The organism is Brevundimonas diminuta ATCC 11568 (assembly GCF_000204035.1).
GTDB lineage: Bacteria > Pseudomonadota > Alphaproteobacteria > Caulobacterales > Caulobacteraceae > Brevundimonas > Brevundimonas diminuta.
The window spans coordinates 20,662-39,463 of record NZ_GL883086.1; the positions used below are offsets into that span (position 1 = coordinate 20,662).

General features: G+C 65.9%; 18 protein-coding genes. 14 read left to right on the top strand and 4 right to left on the bottom strand.

The window, feature by feature from the left end:
* From BDIM_RS03860 to BDIM_RS03880, 5 genes are all read left to right on the top strand, one after another.
* The coding region (locus BDIM_RS03860) for a c-type cytochrome (protein WP_040344948.1) at window positions 1–244 on the top strand (244 nt) is incomplete at its 5' end.
* Window positions 241–2,787 (top strand): cbb3-type cytochrome c oxidase subunit I, encoded by a 2,547-nt coding sequence (locus tag BDIM_RS03865; protein WP_003164273.1) that lies wholly within the window; start codon window positions 241–243, stop codon window positions 2,785–2,787. The genes BDIM_RS03860 and BDIM_RS03865, both read left to right, overlap by 4 nt.
* Entirely contained in the window at window positions 2,784–3,080 is a 297-nt protein-coding gene (locus BDIM_RS03870) for a hypothetical protein (RefSeq protein ID WP_003164275.1), read from the top strand. The genes BDIM_RS03865 and BDIM_RS03870 overlap by 4 nt, the downstream gene beginning before the upstream one ends.
* 54 nt (window positions 3,081–3,134) lie before the next feature.
* The gene (locus BDIM_RS03875; RefSeq protein ID WP_003164276.1) at window positions 3,135–4,376 is read left to right on the top strand and encodes a putative DNA modification/repair radical SAM protein; all 1,242 of its coding nucleotides are present in this window, start codon (window positions 3,135–3,137) and stop codon (window positions 4,374–4,376) included.
* A complete protein-coding gene (locus tag BDIM_RS03880) occupies window positions 4,376–5,803 on the top strand; it encodes a UdgX family uracil-DNA binding protein (RefSeq protein ID WP_003164277.1) in 1,428 nt (475 codons plus the stop codon). The genes BDIM_RS03875 and BDIM_RS03880 overlap by 1 nt, the downstream gene beginning before the upstream one ends.
* On the opposite strand, the gene BDIM_RS03885 is transcribed toward BDIM_RS03880, so the two are convergent.
* Window positions 5,800–6,498, bottom strand: a complete 699-nt coding sequence (locus BDIM_RS03885) for a hypothetical protein (RefSeq protein WP_143276802.1) — start codon at window positions 6,496–6,498, stop codon at window positions 5,800–5,802. The two genes, BDIM_RS03880 and BDIM_RS03885, sit on opposite strands and share 4 nt — an antisense overlap.
* Window positions 6,499–6,677: 179 nt before the next feature.
* Between BDIM_RS03885 and BDIM_RS03890 the strand changes: the two genes are divergently transcribed.
* The 4 genes from BDIM_RS03890 (at window position 6,678) to BDIM_RS03905 (ending at window position 10,396) form a co-directional block, all read left to right on the top strand.
* Window positions 6,678–7,196: a ferritin-like domain-containing protein gene (locus BDIM_RS03890; protein WP_040344951.1), complete on the top strand. Its 519-nt coding sequence runs from the start codon at window positions 6,678–6,680 to the stop codon at window positions 7,194–7,196.
* 29 nt (window positions 7,197–7,225) lie between these two features.
* On the top strand, window positions 7,226–8,131 hold the full coding sequence (locus BDIM_RS03895) for a manganese catalase family protein (RefSeq protein WP_003164279.1): 906 nt from the start codon (window positions 7,226–7,228) through the stop codon (window positions 8,129–8,131).
* A 155-nt stretch (window positions 8,132–8,286) separates the two neighbouring features.
* Window positions 8,287–9,555 (top strand): NAD(P)/FAD-dependent oxidoreductase, encoded by a 1,269-nt coding sequence (locus BDIM_RS03900; RefSeq protein ID WP_040344955.1) that lies wholly within the window; start codon window positions 8,287–8,289, stop codon window positions 9,553–9,555.
* Window positions 9,556–10,075: 520 nt separating this feature from the next.
* The gene (locus BDIM_RS03905) at window positions 10,076–10,396 is read left to right on the top strand and encodes a con-10 family general stress protein (protein WP_003164281.1); all 321 of its coding nucleotides are present in this window, start codon (window positions 10,076–10,078) and stop codon (window positions 10,394–10,396) included.
* A gap of 286 nt (window positions 10,397–10,682) precedes the next feature.
* Here BDIM_RS03905 and BDIM_RS03910 read toward each other — a convergent pair whose 3' ends face one another.
* Together BDIM_RS03910 and BDIM_RS03915 are read right to left on the bottom strand one after the other, a co-directional pair.
* Window positions 10,683–11,909, bottom strand: coding sequence for a M14 family zinc carboxypeptidase (locus BDIM_RS03910; RefSeq protein ID WP_003164282.1), 1,227 nt, complete (start codon window positions 11,907–11,909; stop codon window positions 10,683–10,685).
* A gap of 14 nt (window positions 11,910–11,923) precedes the next feature.
* Complete coding sequence (locus BDIM_RS03915; RefSeq protein WP_200896475.1) at window positions 11,924–14,449, bottom strand: TonB-dependent receptor; 2,526 nt, start codon at window positions 14,447–14,449, stop codon at window positions 11,924–11,926.
* Between the two features lie 402 nt (window positions 14,450–14,851).
* On the opposite strand from BDIM_RS03915, the gene BDIM_RS03920 reads away from it, so the two are divergent.
* The 4 genes from BDIM_RS03920 to BDIM_RS03935 all read left to right on the top strand — a co-directional run bounded on the left by BDIM_RS03920 (window position 14,852) and on the right by BDIM_RS03935 (window position 17,318).
* Entirely contained in the window at window positions 14,852–15,592 is a 741-nt protein-coding gene (locus tag BDIM_RS03920) for a hypothetical protein (protein WP_003164284.1), read from the top strand.
* Between the two features lie 147 nt (window positions 15,593–15,739).
* Window positions 15,740–16,144, top strand: coding sequence for a hypothetical protein (locus BDIM_RS03925; RefSeq protein ID WP_155818593.1), 405 nt, complete (start codon window positions 15,740–15,742; stop codon window positions 16,142–16,144).
* 50 nt (window positions 16,145–16,194) lie between these two features.
* Window positions 16,195–16,767, top strand: coding sequence for a hypothetical protein (locus BDIM_RS03930; RefSeq protein WP_003164285.1), 573 nt, complete (start codon window positions 16,195–16,197; stop codon window positions 16,765–16,767).
* A 38-nt stretch (window positions 16,768–16,805) separates the two neighbouring features.
* Window positions 16,806–17,318 carry a hypothetical protein gene (locus BDIM_RS03935; RefSeq protein WP_003164286.1) on the top strand — a complete coding sequence of 171 codons (513 nt, stop codon included), beginning with the start codon at window positions 16,806–16,808 and terminating at the stop codon, window positions 17,316–17,318.
* A gap of 12 nt (window positions 17,319–17,330) precedes the next feature.
* Here BDIM_RS03935 and BDIM_RS03940 read toward each other — a convergent pair whose 3' ends face one another.
* A complete protein-coding gene (locus BDIM_RS03940; RefSeq protein ID WP_003164287.1) occupies window positions 17,331–18,047 on the bottom strand; it encodes a lysozyme inhibitor LprI family protein in 717 nt (238 codons plus the stop codon).
* Between the two features lie 141 nt (window positions 18,048–18,188).
* Between BDIM_RS03940 and BDIM_RS03945 the strand changes: the two genes are divergently transcribed.
* Entirely contained in the window at window positions 18,189–18,785 is a 597-nt protein-coding gene (locus BDIM_RS03945) for a TetR/AcrR family transcriptional regulator (RefSeq protein ID WP_040344958.1), read from the top strand.
* The last annotated feature ends 17 nt before the right edge of the window (window positions 18,786–18,802 follow it).

Here is an 18,802-nt window from a genome sequence, read left to right on the forward strand (position 1 = left end):
GGGGTGCGGCGCCTGCCACACCATACGCGGAACCGAGGCCAACGGCCTGGCCGGGCCGGACCTGACCCATGTCGGTTCGCGCCAGACGCTGGGCGCGGGCATCCTGCCCAATAATCAGGGCACGATGGCGGGCTGGATCGCCGACAGCCAGGGGATAAAGCCGGGCAATCGCATGCCGTCCTATCCAGTGCTGACCGGGCGCGAGCTGCGCGACCTGGCCTCCTATCTGGACAGTCTGAAATGACGTCGGAAACCGGCTTCGACGTCCGCAAATACGATCGCTTTCCCACCGAAGAGCCGCGTCCGGACGGCGAGCTGGAGCAACTGGAGGCCGCCTGGTGCGGTCCGCGCCGTCCCGGCGAGTGGATCACGGCGATCAACAACAACATCATCGGCGTCTATTACGTCGGCGCGGCCATGCTGTTCTTCGTGCTGGCGGGGGTGCTGGCGCTGCTGATGCGCACCCAGCTTGCGCTGCCGATGACCGGCTTCCTGCCGCAGGAGACCTACAACCAGATCTTCACCATGCACGGTACGGTGATGATGTTCCTGTTCGCCGTGCCGGCGGTCGAGGCGTTGGGCGTGCTGCTGTTGCCGCAGATGTTGGGGGCGCGAGACCTGCCGTTTCCGCGCCTCGGGGCCTACGCCTTCTGGGCCTATCTGATCGGCGGCCTGGCCTTCTTCTGCTCCCTGTTCTTCGGCCTGGCGCCGGACGGGGGATGGTTCATGTATCCGCCTCTGACAGGCATGACCTATTCGCCGGGAATCAACGCCGACTTCTGGCTGCTGGGCATCGGCTTCATCGAGATCTCGGCCATCGCCGGAGCGATCGAGATCATCGTCGGCGTGCTCAAGACGCGCGCGCCCGGCATGACGCTGGACAAGCTGCCGGTCTTCGCCTGGGCCATGCTGATCTTCGCCTGCATGATCATCATCGCCTTTCCCTCGGTGATCCTGGCGACCTTGCTGCTGGAGCTGGAACGGGCGCTGGGCTGGCCCTTCTTCGACCCGCTGAAGGGCGGCGATCCCATGCTGTGGCAGCACCTGTTCTGGTTCTTCGGCCATCCGGAGGTCTACATCATCTTCCTGCCGGCGGCCGGGGCCATGTCGACCATCATCCCCGCAATGGCGCGCACGAAGCTGGTCGGCCATCCCCTCGTGGTCATGGCCATGCTGGCGACCGGCTTCATCAGCTTCGGCGTGTGGGCGCACCACATGTTCACCATCGGCATGCCGCAGATCAGCATCAACTACTTCAGCGCCGCCTCCATGGCGGTCAGCGTGCCTGCCGGGGTGCAGGTCTTCGCCTGGATCGCCACCATAGCGGCCGGAAAGATGCGCTTCACCACGCCGGGTCTGTTCGCCGTGGGCGGTCTGGTCATCTTCGTCATGGGCGGTCTGACCGGGGTCATGGTCGCCATGGTGCCCTTCGACTGGCAGGCCCACGACAGCTACTTCATCGTCGCCCACCTGCACTACGTCCTGATCGGCGGCATGGTCTTTCCCATGTTCGCGGCTATCTATTACTGGCTGCCCATGTCCAGCGTCCGGCCGCTGAGCGAGCGCATGGGCAGATGGGTCTTCTGGCTGATGTTCGCCGGGCACAACATCGCTTTCATGCCGATGCATCTGACTGGGCTGATGGGGATGCCGCGTCGGGTCTACACCTACCTGCCGGGGCGCGGCTGGGATCTGCCCAACTTCATCTCCACCGTCGGCGCCTTCCTGTTCGGCCTGGCGGTCCTGCTGTGGGTCGTCGACATGATCCGCAACTTCCGCCCCTTCGGCCCGCGTGAGGCGGGCAACATCCACGACGGCCCAGGCCTGGAGTGGCTGCCCAGCGGCTATTATTCCGTGCGCTCCGTCCCCGTGGTGAAGAGCCTCTATCCGCTGTGGGAACAGAAGAGCTTGGCGAAGGAGGTGCAGGAGGGGCGCTGGTTCTTGCCCGGCGCGGCGGGAGGCGAGCGCCAGACCCTGGTCACCAGCCCTCTGAACGCTGAGCCGCAGTATGTCTTGCGCCTCCCGCGTCCGTCGCCCTGGCACGTGTTCGGCGCTCTTTTCACGGCAGGCTTCTTCCTGATCCTGACCATCCAGGCCTATGCCGCCGCCGTGGTCAGCGGCGTGCTGGCGATCTACTGCATCATGCGCTGGTGCTGGTTTCTGGACGCGCCGCATACCCGCAAGACGACCGACATCGGAGCGGGCGTTCGCGTACCCAACTATGTTTCGGGTCCGGCCAGCCACGGCTGGTGGGCCATGGTGATCGTGCTGATCGTCGGCGGCATGGTCTGCCTGCTGGCCGGCTTTTCCTACATCTTCCTGTGGAGCCGGCGCCCGGATCTGTGGCAGGCGCCGCCGGAGACGGCGTCGATGATGCTGCATCTGGGCGGTCTGGCCTTAGGAGGGCTGTGCGCCGCAGCGGCGCCGCGCGTTCTGCGCCGGACCGGGAAGGGAGCGGAGACGCTCGCTACGGTTCTTCTGGTCATCAGCGCCATCGGCGCCGCAACGGCGATAGGGCTTGAGCTCCAAGCCTGGTGGACCGCGGGGCTCAAGCCTGCCGCCACCAGCCAGGGCGCCGCCGTCTTCGCCCTGCTCGGCTGGTCGGCGACGTTCGCCGGGATCGGGATGTTAATGGGACTCTACATCCTGCTGCGACGGGCGTTCAGGCGGCTGTCGGCCGAGCGGCCGTCGACGGTAGACCTGATCGGCCTCTTCATGACCTATACGGCGGCGCAGGCGGTGATCCTGGTGCTGCTGATCCGACTGTTTCCGGGCTCCGGCGCATGAGGCGCTGGCTGGCGATGACGGCGGGGCTGCTGATCTGGGCCGCGCATTTTCTGGGGCTTTACCTGTTGGCCAGCGCCGCAGACGTGTGGTCCTCTACCGAGGCGGTCGCCGGTCGCTGGATCGGATTGGGTTTCAGCCTTCTGTGTCTGACGCTGATCGCCGTCGCGGCCTTCGCCATGGCGCGGCGTCCGGCGCCGGAGGGGCCGGCTCTTTGGGAGCGGCGTGTCGCCTTAACAGGCGCTCTGGTCGCCGCCGTCGGCGTGACCTGGCAGACCGCACCGCTGGCGTTCTGAGAAAACGCTCCGGCCAAGCTGGATCATCCCATGAATGGAACATATCATGAACAAATGGCGCAGATTGATTTGAGACGAAAGCTGGCGGTGCTGGCGGATGCGGCGAAGTATGACGCTTCATGCGCCTCATCGGGTTCGGCTAAACGAGATTCCTTGGGCGGTCGCGGGATCGGCTCGACCGAGGGCATGGGCATCTGTCACGCCTATACGCCGGACGGCCGGTGCGTCAGCCTGCTGAAAATCCTGCTGACCAACTTCTGCATCTACGACTGCGCCTATTGCATCAACCGGGTGTCATCGAACGTCGAGCGGGCGCGTTTCACGGTGCAGGAGGTCGTGGACCTGACCCTGGCCTTCTACAAGCGCAACTATATCGAGGGCTTGTTCCTGTCGTCGGGGGTGATCCGCAACGGCGACTACACCATGGAGCAGCTGGTCGAGGTCGCGCGGCGACTGCGCGAAGATCACGACTTTCGCGGCTACATCCATTTGAAGCTGATCCCCGAGGCGGACGCACGGCTGGTCGAGCTGGCGGGCCTGTATGCCGATCGCTTGTCCGCCAACATCGAACTGCCCCGCGACGAGGCCTTGGGCCGACTGGCGCCCGAAAAGGACGCGCGGACAATCCGCAAGGCCATGGGGCAGGTGCGGCTGAAGCTGGAAGCGGCCCGGCCCGAAAAGAAGGACCGAAAACGCCCGCCCGCCTTCGCCCCAGCGGGGCAGTCGACCCAATTAATCGTCGGCGCCGACGGGGCGCCGGACACGGAGATCATGGCGCGCAGCGCCGCCCTGTATGGCGGTTACGGCCTGCGTCGGGTCTACTATTCCGCCTTCAGTCCTATCCCCGACGGCTCCAACCTGTTGCCGCCGACCAAGCCGCCGCTGATGCGGGAACACCGGCTTTACCAGGCCGATTGGCTGATGCGATTCTACGGCTTCACCGTGCCCGAGATCGGGGAGGGGACGGACGATGGAATGCTGGATCTGGCCGTCGATCCCAAACTGGCCTGGGCCTTGCGTCGGCGCGAGGCCTTTCCCGTCGACGTGAACCGTGCAGCGCGTGAGGCGCTGCTGCGGGTGCCGGGACTGGGTGTGAAGGCGGTCGACCGCATCCTGTCCGTGCGGCGGCATCGGACCTTGCGGTTGGAGGACGTGGGCCGGCTGACGCGCTCCATCGAGGCGGTGCGGCCGTGGATCACCGCCCTGGACTGGACGCCCGGCGGCCTGACCGATGCGGCGGACCTGCGTGCGCGCCTGGCCCCCCGGCGCAAGGCCGAACAGTTGAGCCTGTTCTGATGCATACCCTTGTCCTGGCCGATCCGCTTGATTTCGACAGCTGGCGCGAGGCGGCCCGGCGTTTGAGGCTGGCGGGCGTCGAGCCGGCACAGGTGCGGTTCGTCGTGGGCCGTTCGCGCGGCGACCTGTTTGACGAGACGGCGGCTCTTCCCGAAGTCGAGGGCGCATTCCATGCCCCGCGCGCCTTCATGGAGACGGCGGCGCAGTTGATCCAGCATCGATCCGAGGATCGTTTTGATCTGATGTATCGCCTGCTGTGGCGCTTGAAGGATCGGCCTGACCTGCTGGCCGTCCTGTCGGATCGGGATGTGGCCGAGGCGGCTGATCGGGTGAAGGCGGTGCGCCGCGCCGCCCACAAGATGAAGGCCTTCGTCCGATTCCGACAAGCTGAGGATGAGGCAGGCGATCACTGGGTCGCCTGGTTCGAGCCGGCGCATCGCGTGTTGCAGGCGACCGCGCCCTTCTTCGCCCGGCGATTCAGCGCCATGCGATGGACGATCCTGACGCCGGACGGCTCAGCTCATTGGCACGGCGAGACCTTGACCTTCGGCCCTGCCGGCGAACAGGCGCAGGCCCCGGCCGAGGACGCCGTGGAGGACTTCTGGCGCACCTATTACGCTTCGACCTTCAATCCCGCACGGCTGCGGCTTCAGGCGATGCGGTCGGAAATGCCCAAGCGCTACTGGAAGAACCTGCCCGAGGCGGCGCTGATACCGGAACTGACCGCCGCTGCGTCGGTTCGCACCGAAGCCATGGTGACGCAGTCCGCACCGAAACCCAATGAGCGTTTCCAGCGCGTCCGCGCACCTTCCGTCGATCGCGCGCCGACCGACGATCTGGTTCCTGGCGATCTGGATGAGCTGGCGCGGGGCGTTCAGGGGTGCCGCCGCTGTCCCTTGTGGCGCGACGCCACCCAGGGCGTCTGCGGCGAGGGCCCCAAGCGTGCGGCTCTGATGGTGGTAGGCGAACAGCCGGGCGATCAGGAGGATCTGGTCGGACGACCCTTCACCGGTCCCGCTGGACGCCTGCTGGACGCGGCGTTTGAAGAAGCGGGCCTGCATCGTCGTGACCTCTATCTGACTAATGCGGTCAAGCACTTCAAGCACGAACCGCGCGGCAAGCGCCGACTGCACAGAACGCCAAGCCCTAGCGAGGTTCAGGCCTGCCGCTGGTGGTTGGATCATGAACGACGTCTGGTGAAGCCTCGGTTGATCCTAGCGTTGGGCGCAACGGCGGGTCTGGCGGTGCTTGGCCGGAAACCCGCCGTGCAGGCCGAGCGGGGCCGGGTCATCACGGCGGACGACGGCGCGCGCGTGTTTCTTACTGTTCACCCTGCTTATCTGCTGCGCCTGCCTGTTCCTGCTGCGAGGGATAGCGAACGCGCCAAATTCCTGGCGGACCTCAGAGTCGCATCGGCCGAGTTTTAGAGTCTGTCGGCTAAAATCTCAGGTGAGGAAGTTAAGTGTGAGGTATCGCCCAAATCCTGCTCCCGCATCACATCCGGACGTGAGGCTCTGATCTGCGGAAACCCCATGGCTTCCAGCCGTGGGGTTTTTTGCGTTTCGGGCTTGACCCAGAGCCAGCAGTGCCGCCAGGCTGCCGTGTACTTCCGTCTGTCCCGCCAAGATGGCGCCGCCGTGGGGCGTGCCGGGGTCGATGGTCGTCGTCTCCAGCATGGTCCGGCCCAGAGTGGCGATGGTCTGCGCAGACGTCGCTGGATGTGGTCGTGCGACGCCTGCAACTGCCTCGAGGCGCTGCGGTAGGCGATATCGTGGCGGCGCGGATGGTCCTCTATCTCCTGGAGGGTGAGGAAGTAATCCACCGCCGCGTCGGCCCAGGCCAGGTCCATCTCGCGTCGGGCAGACATACGGGCCGTGTGGCGCAGATAGTCGAAGTCCTGGACGCGATAGAGCTGCCCATCCAGATAGAGCCGCACGTCCTCCGAGCCGATGTTGATCGGATAGCTAGAGGTGTTGAAGGCGGCGATCGAGAAGAAGAACTTCTGGGTGTCGTTGTAGCGCACAGGTAAAAGCATGATTGCGCTGGACCGCCCGTTCGACACCATCAGGGCGTTGCCGCGGGAGAAACGAACGCCCACGCCGTGATCAGCCGTGGGGATCATCCGCACCTCCGGCGGGGGCGTGGTGGCGCAGCCAGCCAGAGCGACCTTGGCCGCGACGAGGGCCAATGGATCGAAGGCGGGTTCGTTGCGGAGATCGATGAAGTGACGGGTATCCGACAGCCGGACCCCTCATCCGGTCCGCTGGTTTGCCAGAGACCCGCAAACCGAAGGAGATCGACATGATCAACAACGACGACGTCTGGCGCGACGTGTTCGTGACCGGCTTGAAGAACGCCCATGCCGTGGAGCATCAGGCCATGGCCCTGATGGATCGGCAGATCGACCGCGCTAGAAATTTCATGGAGGTGGCGGAGAAGCTGAAGGCGCACCGGCTCGAAACCGAGCAGCAGATTTCACGGCTTGAGCAGATCCTTTCGGGCCTGGACGAGAGCCCGTCAGGTCTGAAGGACGCCGCCATGTCCATGAGCGGCAATATGGCCGCCCTGGGTCACACCTTCGCCGAGGATGAGATCCTCAAGAACGCTTTCGCCAACTTCGCTTTCGAGAACTATGAGGTCGCCGCCTATAAGGGACTGATCGTCCTGGCCCAGCATGGCGGCTACTCTGTCGCCCTGGACCCGCTGAACGCCTCGCTGGATGAAGAAGCGCGTATGGCGGCCTGGGTGGACCAGAGCCTGCCGGCCCTCACCGAAAAATTCCTCATGCTGAAGCGCGCAGGCGAAAACCCCAGCCGCTGATCGCCGTCGCAAGGAGACGCGAGATATTCATGCACAACAAGAAGCTGATGTACACGGTGCGGGTTTCGGAACCCAATCCGGCCCTGGCGACCCTGATGCTGGAGCAGTTCGGCGGACCGCAGGGCGAACTGGCGGCGGCGATGCGCTACTTTACGCAGGGTCTGGCGGACGAGGACGTCGGCCGCCGCGACATGCTGATGGATATCGCGACCGAGGAGCTCAGCCACCTCGAGATCATCGGTTCGATTGTCGCCATGCTGAACCGCGGCGCCAAGGGGCGTCTGGCCGAGGCGGCGGAGGAGGAGGCCGATCTCTACGCCAGCATGACCTCGGGGGGCGAAAGCCACACCACGTCCATCTTGTATGGAGGCGGCGCGGCCCTGATCAATTCGGCGGGCGTGCCCTGGACGGCGGCCTATGTGGACTCGATCGGCGATCCGGCCTGCGACCTACGCTCCAACATTGCGGCGGAGTCGCGGGCCAAGATCGTCTATGAGCGGCTGATCAACGTCACCGACGACCCGGGGATCAAGGACGCCCTGACGTTTCTGATGACGCGTGAGGTCGCCCATCAGAAGTCGTTTGAGAAGGCGCTTTACGCCATCCCCGCCAACTTCCCGCCGGGCAAGCTGCCGGGCCATCCGGACTTCGCCGACAAATACTACAACATGTCCCAGGGCGAGGGCGATGCATCCGGACCGTGGAACACGGGCGAGCAGTGGGACACCGTCGACGAGCGCGAAGCTCAAATGGCTGTCGACGGCGGAGACGGCCGCGCCGAGGTGGCGCTTTCGGTCGACGAAGAAAAGGCGGTGGAGACCTTCGCCGCCCGCACGCGTTCCGAACCCGAATTCGATCCGCTGACCGGCGCGGACCTCGGGGCCGGCCCAGGGGCCGGGCGAACTCGGCCTATGCCCGCCGTCCCGCCTGGCTAGGCGCTGGCGTTTCACATCAAAAAGGGGAGGCGGGGGTTTGCGGACGGACGATACGAAACATCGTAGCATACGCGGAGCGGCCGGCGCGTCAGGCGTCGGCCGTATCCATATCCGCCTCAAGAGTGTTGTCGGCCTTCGTTCCGAGAGGAGAAGACATGGACCATGAGATTGTCATTGTCGGCGGCGGCGCAGGTGGCCTGGAGCTCGCCGCACGGCTGGGGCGCGCGTTGGGCCGCAAGGAAGGTCCGCGACGCGTGCTGCTGATCGACCGGACCATCTTTCACCTGTGGAAACCCTCCCTGCACGAGGTCGCGGCCGGCTCGCTGGATTCGCATCAGGAAGGCCTGGCCTATCCGCTGCTGGCCCGGCGCAATCACTTCAGTTTCGCCTTCGGAGACCTGGAGGGACTGGACGTTGCTGAAAAGAGCCTAAGCTTGGCCGAAGTGCGGGACGACGACGGCCGGGTTCTGATTCCGGCGCGCAGCTTGGCCTATGACCGCCTGATGCTGGCGACGGGCAGCGGCTCCAATCTGTTCAATACGCCCGGGGCCGCCGAGCACGCCCACCTGCTGGAGGACGTGGCGGACGCCGAAGCCTTCAACCGGCGCCTGACCGCCGCCTTCCTGGCCTCGGCCTATGCGCCCGGCCAAAGGCTGGACATCGCCATCGTCGGGGCGGGCGCTACGGGGGTCGAACTGTCGACCGAGTTGATCGAAGGCCACCGAGCCCTGTCGGCCGGTCTGGGAGCGCATCAGAAGTTCGATCTGGGGGTCACGGTGGTCGAGGCGGGGCCGCGCATCCTCGGCGGTCTGCCCGAAACCGTGGCCGCCAAGGCGGCGCGCGAGCTGGAGCGCCGGGGCGTGACCCTGGCCGTGAACGCCAAGGTCGAACAGGTTGCAGCGGACGGGCTGCAGACCAGCCGGGGCTGGATTCGATCGGATCTGACCGTATGGGCGGCGGGCGTACTGGCGTCGCCCCGCAATCGCAACTTCGGACTGGAGACCGGCCATCTCAACCAGTTTGTAACGGACGATCGTCTCAGGACGTCCGTGCCGGACGTCTACGCCATGGGAGATTGCGCCCAGGCACCGCGCGGCGACGGCTTCGTCCCCGCCCGGGCGCAGGCGGCGGCCCAGCAGGCGAGGTACCTGACTCGCGCCCTGCTCAAGGCGGGCGATCCGGGCCCCTATGTCTATCGCGACCGCGGCTCCCTGGTGTCGCTGGGCAGCGAAGGCGGCGTGGGATCGCTGATGGGCGGTCTGGTGGGGCCGAACTTCCTAATCGAGGGCTGGCTGGCGCGTCAGGCCTATATGGGTCTGCACCTTGACCACTATCGCGCGGTGATCGGCCTGCGGCGCACGGCGCTTCTGGCCCTGTCCCGCCTGCTGATGCGCCGCGTGTCCGGGCGGCTCAAACTGCACTGACGGCTTTTGAGGATGGTTCAGGTGCGCGCAGCTTTGCTAGGGCGACGGGGTGGATCATGCACATCCGTATCCCTCCCGGCGACGGAGAGGATTGTGGTGGCTATAACGTCCGGCGGCTCCGCTCAGGCGCACTTTGGTGGGCTGCGTCCGAAGGGGGAGCAGACCCCTTCTTGAAGGTGTCGCCGATCTCTCGCGCGTCAGGACCGTCCGGCCCCGCCCGCCGGCGGGATTCGCGTCCGACCCGCCGCACGGCTTCATCCGGCGTGTCGGCGTCGGGCTTGCCGCCGGGGATGGCGGCGTTTCGCTCCCGACCCTCGGATTGCTTCTGTTTTCCCATCGGACTCTCCCGTCATGGCTTTGCACTGAGGAGAGGACGGCGCCTGAAATTGTTCCCGTCGGCGACGGGGCGACCGCCTTCTGTCGGGTGGCGGTCAATGGCAGGCGAAGGATGAACCCGGCGAAGGCGGGCGGGTTGGAGGGGAGCCCTTCGGGGCGATCAATGAAAATGAGGGAGTGAACAATGGCTGAGAACCAGCAACAGGGTCAGCAACAGCAAGGCTCGTCGTCGTCGAAGCGCGGCTTCGCCGCCATGGACGAGGACAAACAGCGCGAGATCGCCAGCAAGGGCGGGTCCAGCGTCGATCCGGAAGATCGCAGCTTCTCCAAGGACCATGAGCTGGCCGCCGAAGCGGGTCGGAAGGGCGGACAGGCTTCGCAGGGAGGCGACGGAGCGTCCGCCACGCGCCAGGGCGATGACAGCGGCGGCTCGGCGGGCGGCGGCAATTTCGCCGACGATCCCGAACGCGCTTCGGAGGCCGGACGAAAGGGCAGGGAACGCTGATCCCTTTTCGTTCGGGTGAGAAGGAGGCCGCGACGGCGGCCTCCTTTTTCATATTTGGAGGAACCGTCGCGCAGGCAGGGGTTTACAATTGATCAGAACGCAATCGTTCGTTGCTGCTGGCCAAGTCCAGCAGCTCTCACTGGATCAAAACATGACCGGGTTTCACGCCGATGTCGGAAGCGGGCGTGCGCCTCCGCGCGCCAGGAGGAGACTGGAGGACCATCCCGTCTACGCCGTGCTGCCACAGAAGGTTCAGGTCGGGCTGACGGAGTCGGCGCGCCGTCTTTCATTGGAAGCGGGCGAGGCGCCGCCAAGCAACGCGCTCTATTTCGTCCTGAATGGCGCCTTGGGCTTCTTTCCATCCGATCAGCGGATCTGTGTGGGCGTCGTTCCACCGGGCAGCGTTCTCGGATGGGAAGGCGCTATCGGCGTGACCATTGAGGCTCATAACACGCGAGCCATTCTGCCGACCGAGGGCTATATCGCGCCGCTGAAGTCCGTTCGAACCCTGTTGAAGAGCACTTGGATTCACCAGTTTCTCGCCGCCTATGCCGCATCGCGGGCGCGCGCGCTTGGGGGGGCTATCGAGCGCCTGGGCGTGATACTTGGCCAGCGTCACGTTCCATTCGTAGCTGGCGCGCGGCAGCAGGGGGCTTTCCATGCCGGCGGGCGAGGGCTCGAAATAATAGGTGCTGCCCGCGCCCATTTCGTGGAAGTCGATCTGGATGTGGGGCCGCCAGCGGTGGAAGGCCTCCAGCTTGGCGCGCGTCTCTTTCTGCGTCACCGCCAGCCAGTCGCGGTTCAGGTCGGTGAAATAGTGGTTGGTGCGACCGGCGGGCCAGGCCTCGACGTGTTCCTTGTCCTGCGGGTCGGAGACGGCGGGCTGGTTCTTCCAGGCGTTGTGCCAGTTGGCGGCGCGGTCGCGACCGTCGGGGTTCTGGGCCGGGTCGATGACGACCACGGCCTTGTCCAGCCAGTCCAGCACCTCGGGCGAGCGCCCGGCGGCCAGATAGTAGGCGGTCAGCAGGGCCGCCTCGCCGCTGGACGTCTCATTGCCGTGGACGCTGTAGAACAGGCCGACCACGACCGGGGCGTCGGCCGTGGCGGCCGGGCCGCCGGGATCGCCCGCCGCGATATGGGCGCGCTGGATCTGGTCGATCCGGCCCTGATTGGCGCCCGAGGTGATGACCACGGACAGCAGGGGCCGCTCTTCATAGCTGCGGCCGATCTCCTCGACCGTGACCCGGTCCGACAGGCGGGCCAGCTCGCGCAGATAGTCCACGATGCGGTCGTGGCGGGTGTAGTGGGTTCCGATCGGATAGCCGAGGAAGGCTTCCGGCGTCGGAATGGCGGGGTCGAAGTCCCCGGCCGCCGCCTGAGGGAAGAAATAGGCGCTCTGTGCGACGGCGGGCGTCGGTACGGACAGCACTGTTGCACTGAACAGAACAGCCAGAGCGGCGCCTGCGGCCAGTTTGCGGCGGGTGAACAGGGAAGGGGCGGCTCTGGCGTTCATTGTGGTGGTCTCAATCAGAAGCGGACGTCGAAGCCGACGCGGAAATAGCGTCCACGCAGATCGTACTGGCCGAAGTCATAGGGGGCGCGCACGCCGGGGAAGGAGGCGTCGTGCGGCGGCGCTTCGTCCAGCAGGTTCTCGATCTTGGCGTAGAGCGTCACGCGCTCTAGCCCGGACCACGCCGCATACAGATCGAATTGGTGATAGGCGTCCACGCGCGATTGTCCCCCGACAACCGGCACCTGATCATAGCCTGAGGTGTAATACCAGGTCAGGTTGGCGTCGAAGACGTCGCGGTTCCAGGCCAGGCGCGTCGTCGCCTTGTGCGCCGGCAGGGTCGCGCCCCGGTTCGATCCGGCGTAGTCCAGCAGCGGCCCGCCCGCCGCGTTCGGCCGTTTGTATTCCAGCAGGTGCGTATAGGCGCTGGAGACGGTGAACGTCCCCCAATCGCCCAGTCCCCAGTCCTCGGTGCGCCAGCGCTGGCTGAAGTCCACGTCGATGCCCGAGGTCTCCAGCGCCGACAGGTTGCGATAGCGGTTGTAGACGGCCTGCAGCTTGCCGCGCGGGTCGCGGATGACGTCGGCGGGGTTGTTGCCCTGGACGATGGCGGTGGTGTTTCCCGTGCCGATCAGGTTGTCGAGCTTGATCTGATACCAGTCGATGCTCAGCGCCGTGTCACGCGTCGGGGTGAAGACGACGCCCAGATTGTAGGAGCGGGTCTTTTCCGGCTCCAGATTGGTGTTGCCGACGGTGAAGAAGGTCGGGCTCTGGCGTGAATTGGGCAGGTCGGGATCGTAAGGGTCGATGACCGAGCCGTAGGAGATCATGGTCGAGGCCGAGTTCTCCGACAGCGACGGCGCCCGGAACCCGCGCGAGGCCGAGGCCCGCAGCGCCAGCCAGTCCAGCGGCTTCCATCGCACGCCCGCCTTGGGCGAGAAGGCGCTGCCGAAGTCGCTGTACTCATCGGCCCGCGCGGCGACCTGGATGTCCAGATTGCTCAGGACCGGAATGTTGAACTCGGCATAGGCGGCCCAGACGTCGCGCTCGCCGTCCACGGCGGCGATGGCGGGACGGATCTGCAGCCCGGCGTCGATCTGCCACGGATTGCTTGAGACCAGGCTTTCATGCCGGAACTCGACCCCGGCGGCGTAGCCGATCTGGCCGGCGGGCAGGTTGAACAGCTCGCCCGAAATCTTGAAGTCGGCCCCATAGAGGCGCGACTCCGCTGGACGCAGGGTCGACAGACGGATGCCGTCCAGCACGGCTTGAGGCGTGGCGCCGGGCTCATGCAGGTTCAGCGTGCCGTTCGCCAGGGCGTCGGCCAGGTTCCAGCGATGGGCGAAGCCGCCCGACACCGTCTCGCGCTCATCGCTGCCTGAGGCGAAGACGGCGGCCTCCCAGTCGAAGCGGTCATGGCGGCCGCGCACCCCGCCCAGCGCACGATAGGACTTCGACTCATTGGTCTTCAGCGTCCGGCCCAGATCGAAGAAGGTGTATTCGATCGGCGTGGCGACGCCGTAGGGGTTGTAGGGATTGTTGGCGGGCAGCAGGTTCGACACCGGCTCGGCCAGACCGGTCTGGGCGTTCAGCGCGAACCGCCCGCCTTCCAGCGTGAAGAAGGGGCTGGAGCCGAACAGCGACGCCCCCTCGACATAGGAATAGAGCACCTCGCCGAAGGCCTCGATTTGCGGCGTCAGGCGCTTGGTCCCGAACAGATAGGCCTGATAGCGGTCGGTCGAGGGGATCAGCGTCGTGTGCGGCGCCAGGTTGATGGCGCAGGTGTCGCCGGCCAGGCCGTCGATCGGGGCGCTGGCGGTCAGCACCATGCCCTCGGGGCACTGGCCCTGGGCGTCGAGGAAGGGCACGGACTTGCCGTCGACCAGGAAGCGCGCGCCCTTGGCCGACCAGCCGTTCCAGCGGCCGCCGGGCAGGTCGGTGTAGATGCCCGACTTGGTTAGGTCGCGCTGGTCCTGATCCAGCCGGTTGCGAGTATAAGCCTCCAGCGACAGCAGGATGTTGTAGCCGTCCGTCTCCAGATCGCCGTGGCCGACGACCAGTTTGGCGGTCGAGGTTTCCAGGCCGCCCTGACCGGCGACGCCATAGCTGGCGCCGAACTCCAGGCCCTGGAAGTTCTGGCGGGTGATGATGTTGGTGACGCCCGCCACCGCGTCCGAGCCATAGACGGCCGAGGCGCCGTCCTTCAGCACCTCCAGCCGCTGGGTCGCGACCATCGGCAGGGCGTTCAGATTGACGAAGGTGTCCGACAGGCCGCCGCCGGGGAAGCCGTAGTTCGCCACGCGCCGCCCGTTCAGCAGCACCAGGGTGTTCTTCTGCGACAGGCCGCGCAGGCCGATGCCCGCCGCGCCCGACGACCAGCCGCTGTTCTGGGTCTCGTTCGAGCCGTTGCCGGTATTGGCCGAGATCGAGCGCAGCAGGTCCGCCGTGGTCGACTTGCCCGAGCTCTCCAGCTCTTCGCGCCCGATCACCTGGACCGGGTTGAAGCCCTCGGTGTTGGCGCGGCGGATGTTGGAGCCTGTCACGACGACATCCGAGACGGAGTAGGCCGACGTCGTTGCGGATTGATCTGTTAGATTCTCAGAGACTTCCCCGTGTGCGGCGCTGCACGCTCCAGCGGCTGAGAAGAAGGCGAGAACGGTCAGGGATGGCCTGATCATGGAAATGCTGCACCGCAATAAAAGTCACAATTGGGCGCGCAATAAGGCACGTGAGCGGCGCGTTTCTAATGTAGAATTTCTAATTTCATGACGAGTTTTTGTGGCCGAGATCGCACGGCGGCGCGGCCCGCCGGTCCGGATGTGCAAGCCCTGATCGCGCGATGAAAAAGGCGGGTTGTCATCGATTATGAACAGTGTTTAATTGTCTTCGCGCCATGCGTTGCGGCGTTAGTCGATCCCTGTCTCCTGTCGAGAAACGAGTCTCGTATGCAATCCTCAAAGACCATCGCCGCCGTGTGTCTCGCTGCGTTCGCCGTGGCCGCGGCGCTGCCGGCTTCGGCTCAGTCGCTGATCGAAATCCAGGATGTGGATCGTGACAATGTCCTGACGGGAACACCGGCCGCCTTTGTCGTCGCCTTCCCTGAGGCTCAACGGAACGAAGCGGTGCGAAAGGTCGGCGACGACGTCTACAGCTTTGTGCCGCTGGCCTTCATCCCTCTGTCCGACACGCGCGTCGCCCTGGTGAGCACGGGAGCCAACGAATGCACGGGGCAGGCCTGCAGCGGCATGAACGCGGTCCACTATCTCGACCATGACGCGGGCGCGCCGCGCTACCCTTATGCGCTTCAGGGCGAGTGGCTGGATGTCGGCGCGGCGGGCGTGGTCGGCAACCCGGCTCTGCGATGGGGCTGGACGAAGGCGATCGCGGCCAATCCGGTCCTCTATACCGAGGCTGGCGGCGTGTGGCAGGGGCGCGGGTGCGGCTATGCCGAACTGACGGAGTTGACCCCGTCCGGCCCGGTGCGGATCGCGCGCATCCAGACCTATTTCTCGGACGCCAGCGCCGATGACGGCGAGGCGGGCGTCGACGGGGTGATCACGGCCGCCGACCAGGGCCGCAGCTTCACGGTGTCCTACAGCGGATCCGCCAGCTTCAAAGAGACCTACACGCGCGGCGCCGACGGCCAGTTTCGACTGGACGGCCAGAGCCGCGTTCCCGCCTGTTAAGACGACATCAGCGTCGCCGCAGCGACGCCAGAAACCAAGGAGGTCTGCGTGCGTATTTTCATGACGAGCCTGACTGCGGCCGCTTGCCTGGCGGCGACGGGCGCCTTTGCTCAAAGCGCCGTCTGCACGTCGCTGGACAAGGGCGATTTGTCCATCGGCCAGACGCTGTCGCAGGCGCAACAGCAGCAGCTTCGCGAGCAGGCGCCCGTGGGCGCGCTGCATTGCGGCCGGACGGGCTGTACGGCAGCGGCGTCGGATGGGGTGAGCTACAGCTGGCGGCGCGACGGCCGGATCGTCGGCAAGACGATCGAAATGTCCGCGCCGACGAACCTGCCGGGCTGGCGCGGCGAGATCGATCAGGCGTTCGCCGATCGCCTGGGTCAGGCGACGTGCACGCGCTTCACCGTGTTCGACGATGAACTCGACGGCGGCCGTTCCATGAAGAGCGCGCCGTTTGCGGCGTCGCAAGGGCAGATGATCACCGCCAGCCTCTTCGGGCGTGGAACCGCTGAAGAGCCGCTGACGATCGAGATGCGCGCCGTGGATCAATAAGTCCTGCCCTTGGACGAGGATCTGTCGCTTAAGCGTCGAAGGAAATTTGCATGACCCTGAGAACCTTGCTCGCGCTCGCCCTGGCCGCGACGCTCGCCGCCTGCTCGCAGGCCGAAGAGGGGGCGGCCGCCGCCCCGACCCCGGCTGAAGCCGATGTCCCGGCGTCGTCCGCAGCGCCGGCAACTGCGCCTGACCGGAACGGCGAGGCGCCGCCGCTGTCGGCCTATGTCGGCAAGCATCCGACCGAGCCGGTGCAGGGCGTCACCTTCTTCCAGCATCCGGACGTGCGCGCGGCCATGGTCGCCTCGGGCGTGGATCGCGACATCCAGAAGTCCATCGTCTTTGACGGCAACGTCGTCGGCGTGGTGACGGAGACGCGCGGACGGCTGTTGCTTCACGGCTATGATCCCGCGGGCGCCGGGTCGACCAACTGGGCCATTCTGATGATCCCGGACGGCAGCAAGGCGGCGGTCTGCTACTCCACCGGCATCGTCGGTTATGAGAAGGGCGCCGACTGGTATTTCGAGGGCGATGTGGCCTTCACCCTCTACACGCCCTGTCCCTCCGAGGAAGGCGATATGGAATCCCTGAGCAACTGGCCGATCGGCCCCATTCCGGGCTGAGGCCGGGGAAGGCGCGTGTGCACTGAAAGAGGCATCTGATGGCGCTTCGTCGTTTCGCGAGCGGGTTGGTTGCGACGCTGGTCATGAGTGCGGCCGGCGTCGCCGCAGCTCAACCCGCCGGGGCCGACGAAGAGGCCGCCCGGGCCGCCCTGAAGGAATGGATGGCGGCCAGTCCCGAGTACGCCAAGCTCCAGTATGATCTGGTCAAGGCTCAAGCGGGACTGGCCGTCCGTATCGAGCGATTGGTCATGATCGGCCTGCTGTGCGAACGTCTGTCGGAGGACGACAGCCGCCTGATCATCGACAGCGCCCGCGAGGAGATGGCGTTCGGCCAGTCCGTGCTGTCCGAAGCGCAGCAGGCGGATTTCGCCCTCTACTACGAAGGGCTGCGACAGGGCGCGCTGGTCGCCGCCGCGCCTGACCCGCCTCGTCCCGAAACGTGCGAGGACTTCGCCAAGCCGGGCGGAACCCTGGTCAAGTTGCTGACCTGGACCGGGCGACGACAGTTCATCAGCCCAGGCGTTCTCGCCAGCCCGAGGACCATCCCTTAAAGGCCGCGCGGATCATCGCGACGGGTCCGGCAGACGCATCGCCTGGAAATAAGTTCCCGAGAGCGTACCGCCCGAACCGCAATAGGGGACGGCGTCGGCGCCGTTCTCGATCGTCTCCTTGACGACAAGCGTCGCGCCCTGGGCCTTCACGTTCAGGGACCAGGCGGCGGCGCCGCTGATGTCGTCAAAACGTGCTTCGTCTTCGCCGATGCAGTCGCCGCTGCCGTCGGCCTCGCAGGACCAGCCACCGCCGCGCGGGTCGGCGGCCGTGGCCGTGAACGTCAGGACGCCGGTCGCCCATTGGTTGACGACGATCTCGCCGTTGAGATTGCGCCAGCGGCCGACCACGCTGACCAGCGGGTCGTTGCCCAGATCGGTCAGGAATGCTTCACGCCGCGTCAGTTGATCGGTCAGTTCTTCGATCAGGTCGGCGCCCGTCAGCCGCGCGCCGACCGTGTTGCGGGCCGCAAGAAAGGCGCGCTGGTCGCGACGAAGCGCCTCGGCGCTAGCGGCGTCATAACCCCTGATCGCCGTTCCATAGCGTTCAGCGATCTTGGCGTCCAATGCGGTGAGGGCCGGGGTCGAGCAGATGGCGGTCTCGACCGGACCGGAGGCGCGTCGGCAGTCAGCGCTTTCGGCGGCCGCAGGTGTAGCGACCGAGGCCGTCAGGGCGGCTCCGAGAAGCAGGACGGCGGTCGAAGCGGACGACGGGAAGCGAAGCGCGGTCATGGGAAACCTCAAGGCGGATGCGGGAGGGCGCGAAAGCACCGTGTCGGGCGCAATTCATATCCTTAAATGAGCATCGATCAATAAAAAACGAAAACTGACGTTTCTTCCCGCTCTCTGCACAGCTTCTGCTATGCAGGGTTAATGGGAAGGCGATCGGATCATACGCGGCAGGAGCTGGAGCGGCTTTTCGTGGTCGAAGGCCACAAGCACATGGCCGAGGTGGGCTTTGCGCGCTTCTCGGCGCGCGAGGTGGCCAAGCGCGTCGGCTATTCGATCGGCACCCTCTACAATGTGTTCGGTACGCTGGATCAGCTGCTGATCGCCATCAACACGCGAACCTTCCAGCTCTGGGCGGAAGAGGTGCGCCAGGCGCTGGAAGGCAGCGGCCCAGACCGCATCCGATGCCTGGTCGAAGCCTATTTCGGCTTCGCGCGCGCCAATCCCCATAGCTGGCGCGCCATCTATGAGCACCATTTGCCCCCGGACGTGGCCCTGACCGACGAGCAGAACCAGCGTCGCGGCGACCTGACCCAGATCATCGTCAACGAGGTGACGGCTGTCTTGCCGGCGAAGGCGCAGGCGGGCGCGCCGCGTCTGGCGCGTTCTCTGATCGCTGTGGTCCACGGCCACTGCGTCTTCGACCTTAACGGCAGCTTCGCCCTGATGAGCATCGAAGAGCCTGTCGAACTGGCGCTGGAACGTGTCCGTGAAAGCCTGTCTCAGGCCGGTGCGGCCTAGCGACCGCCCGATGGGCT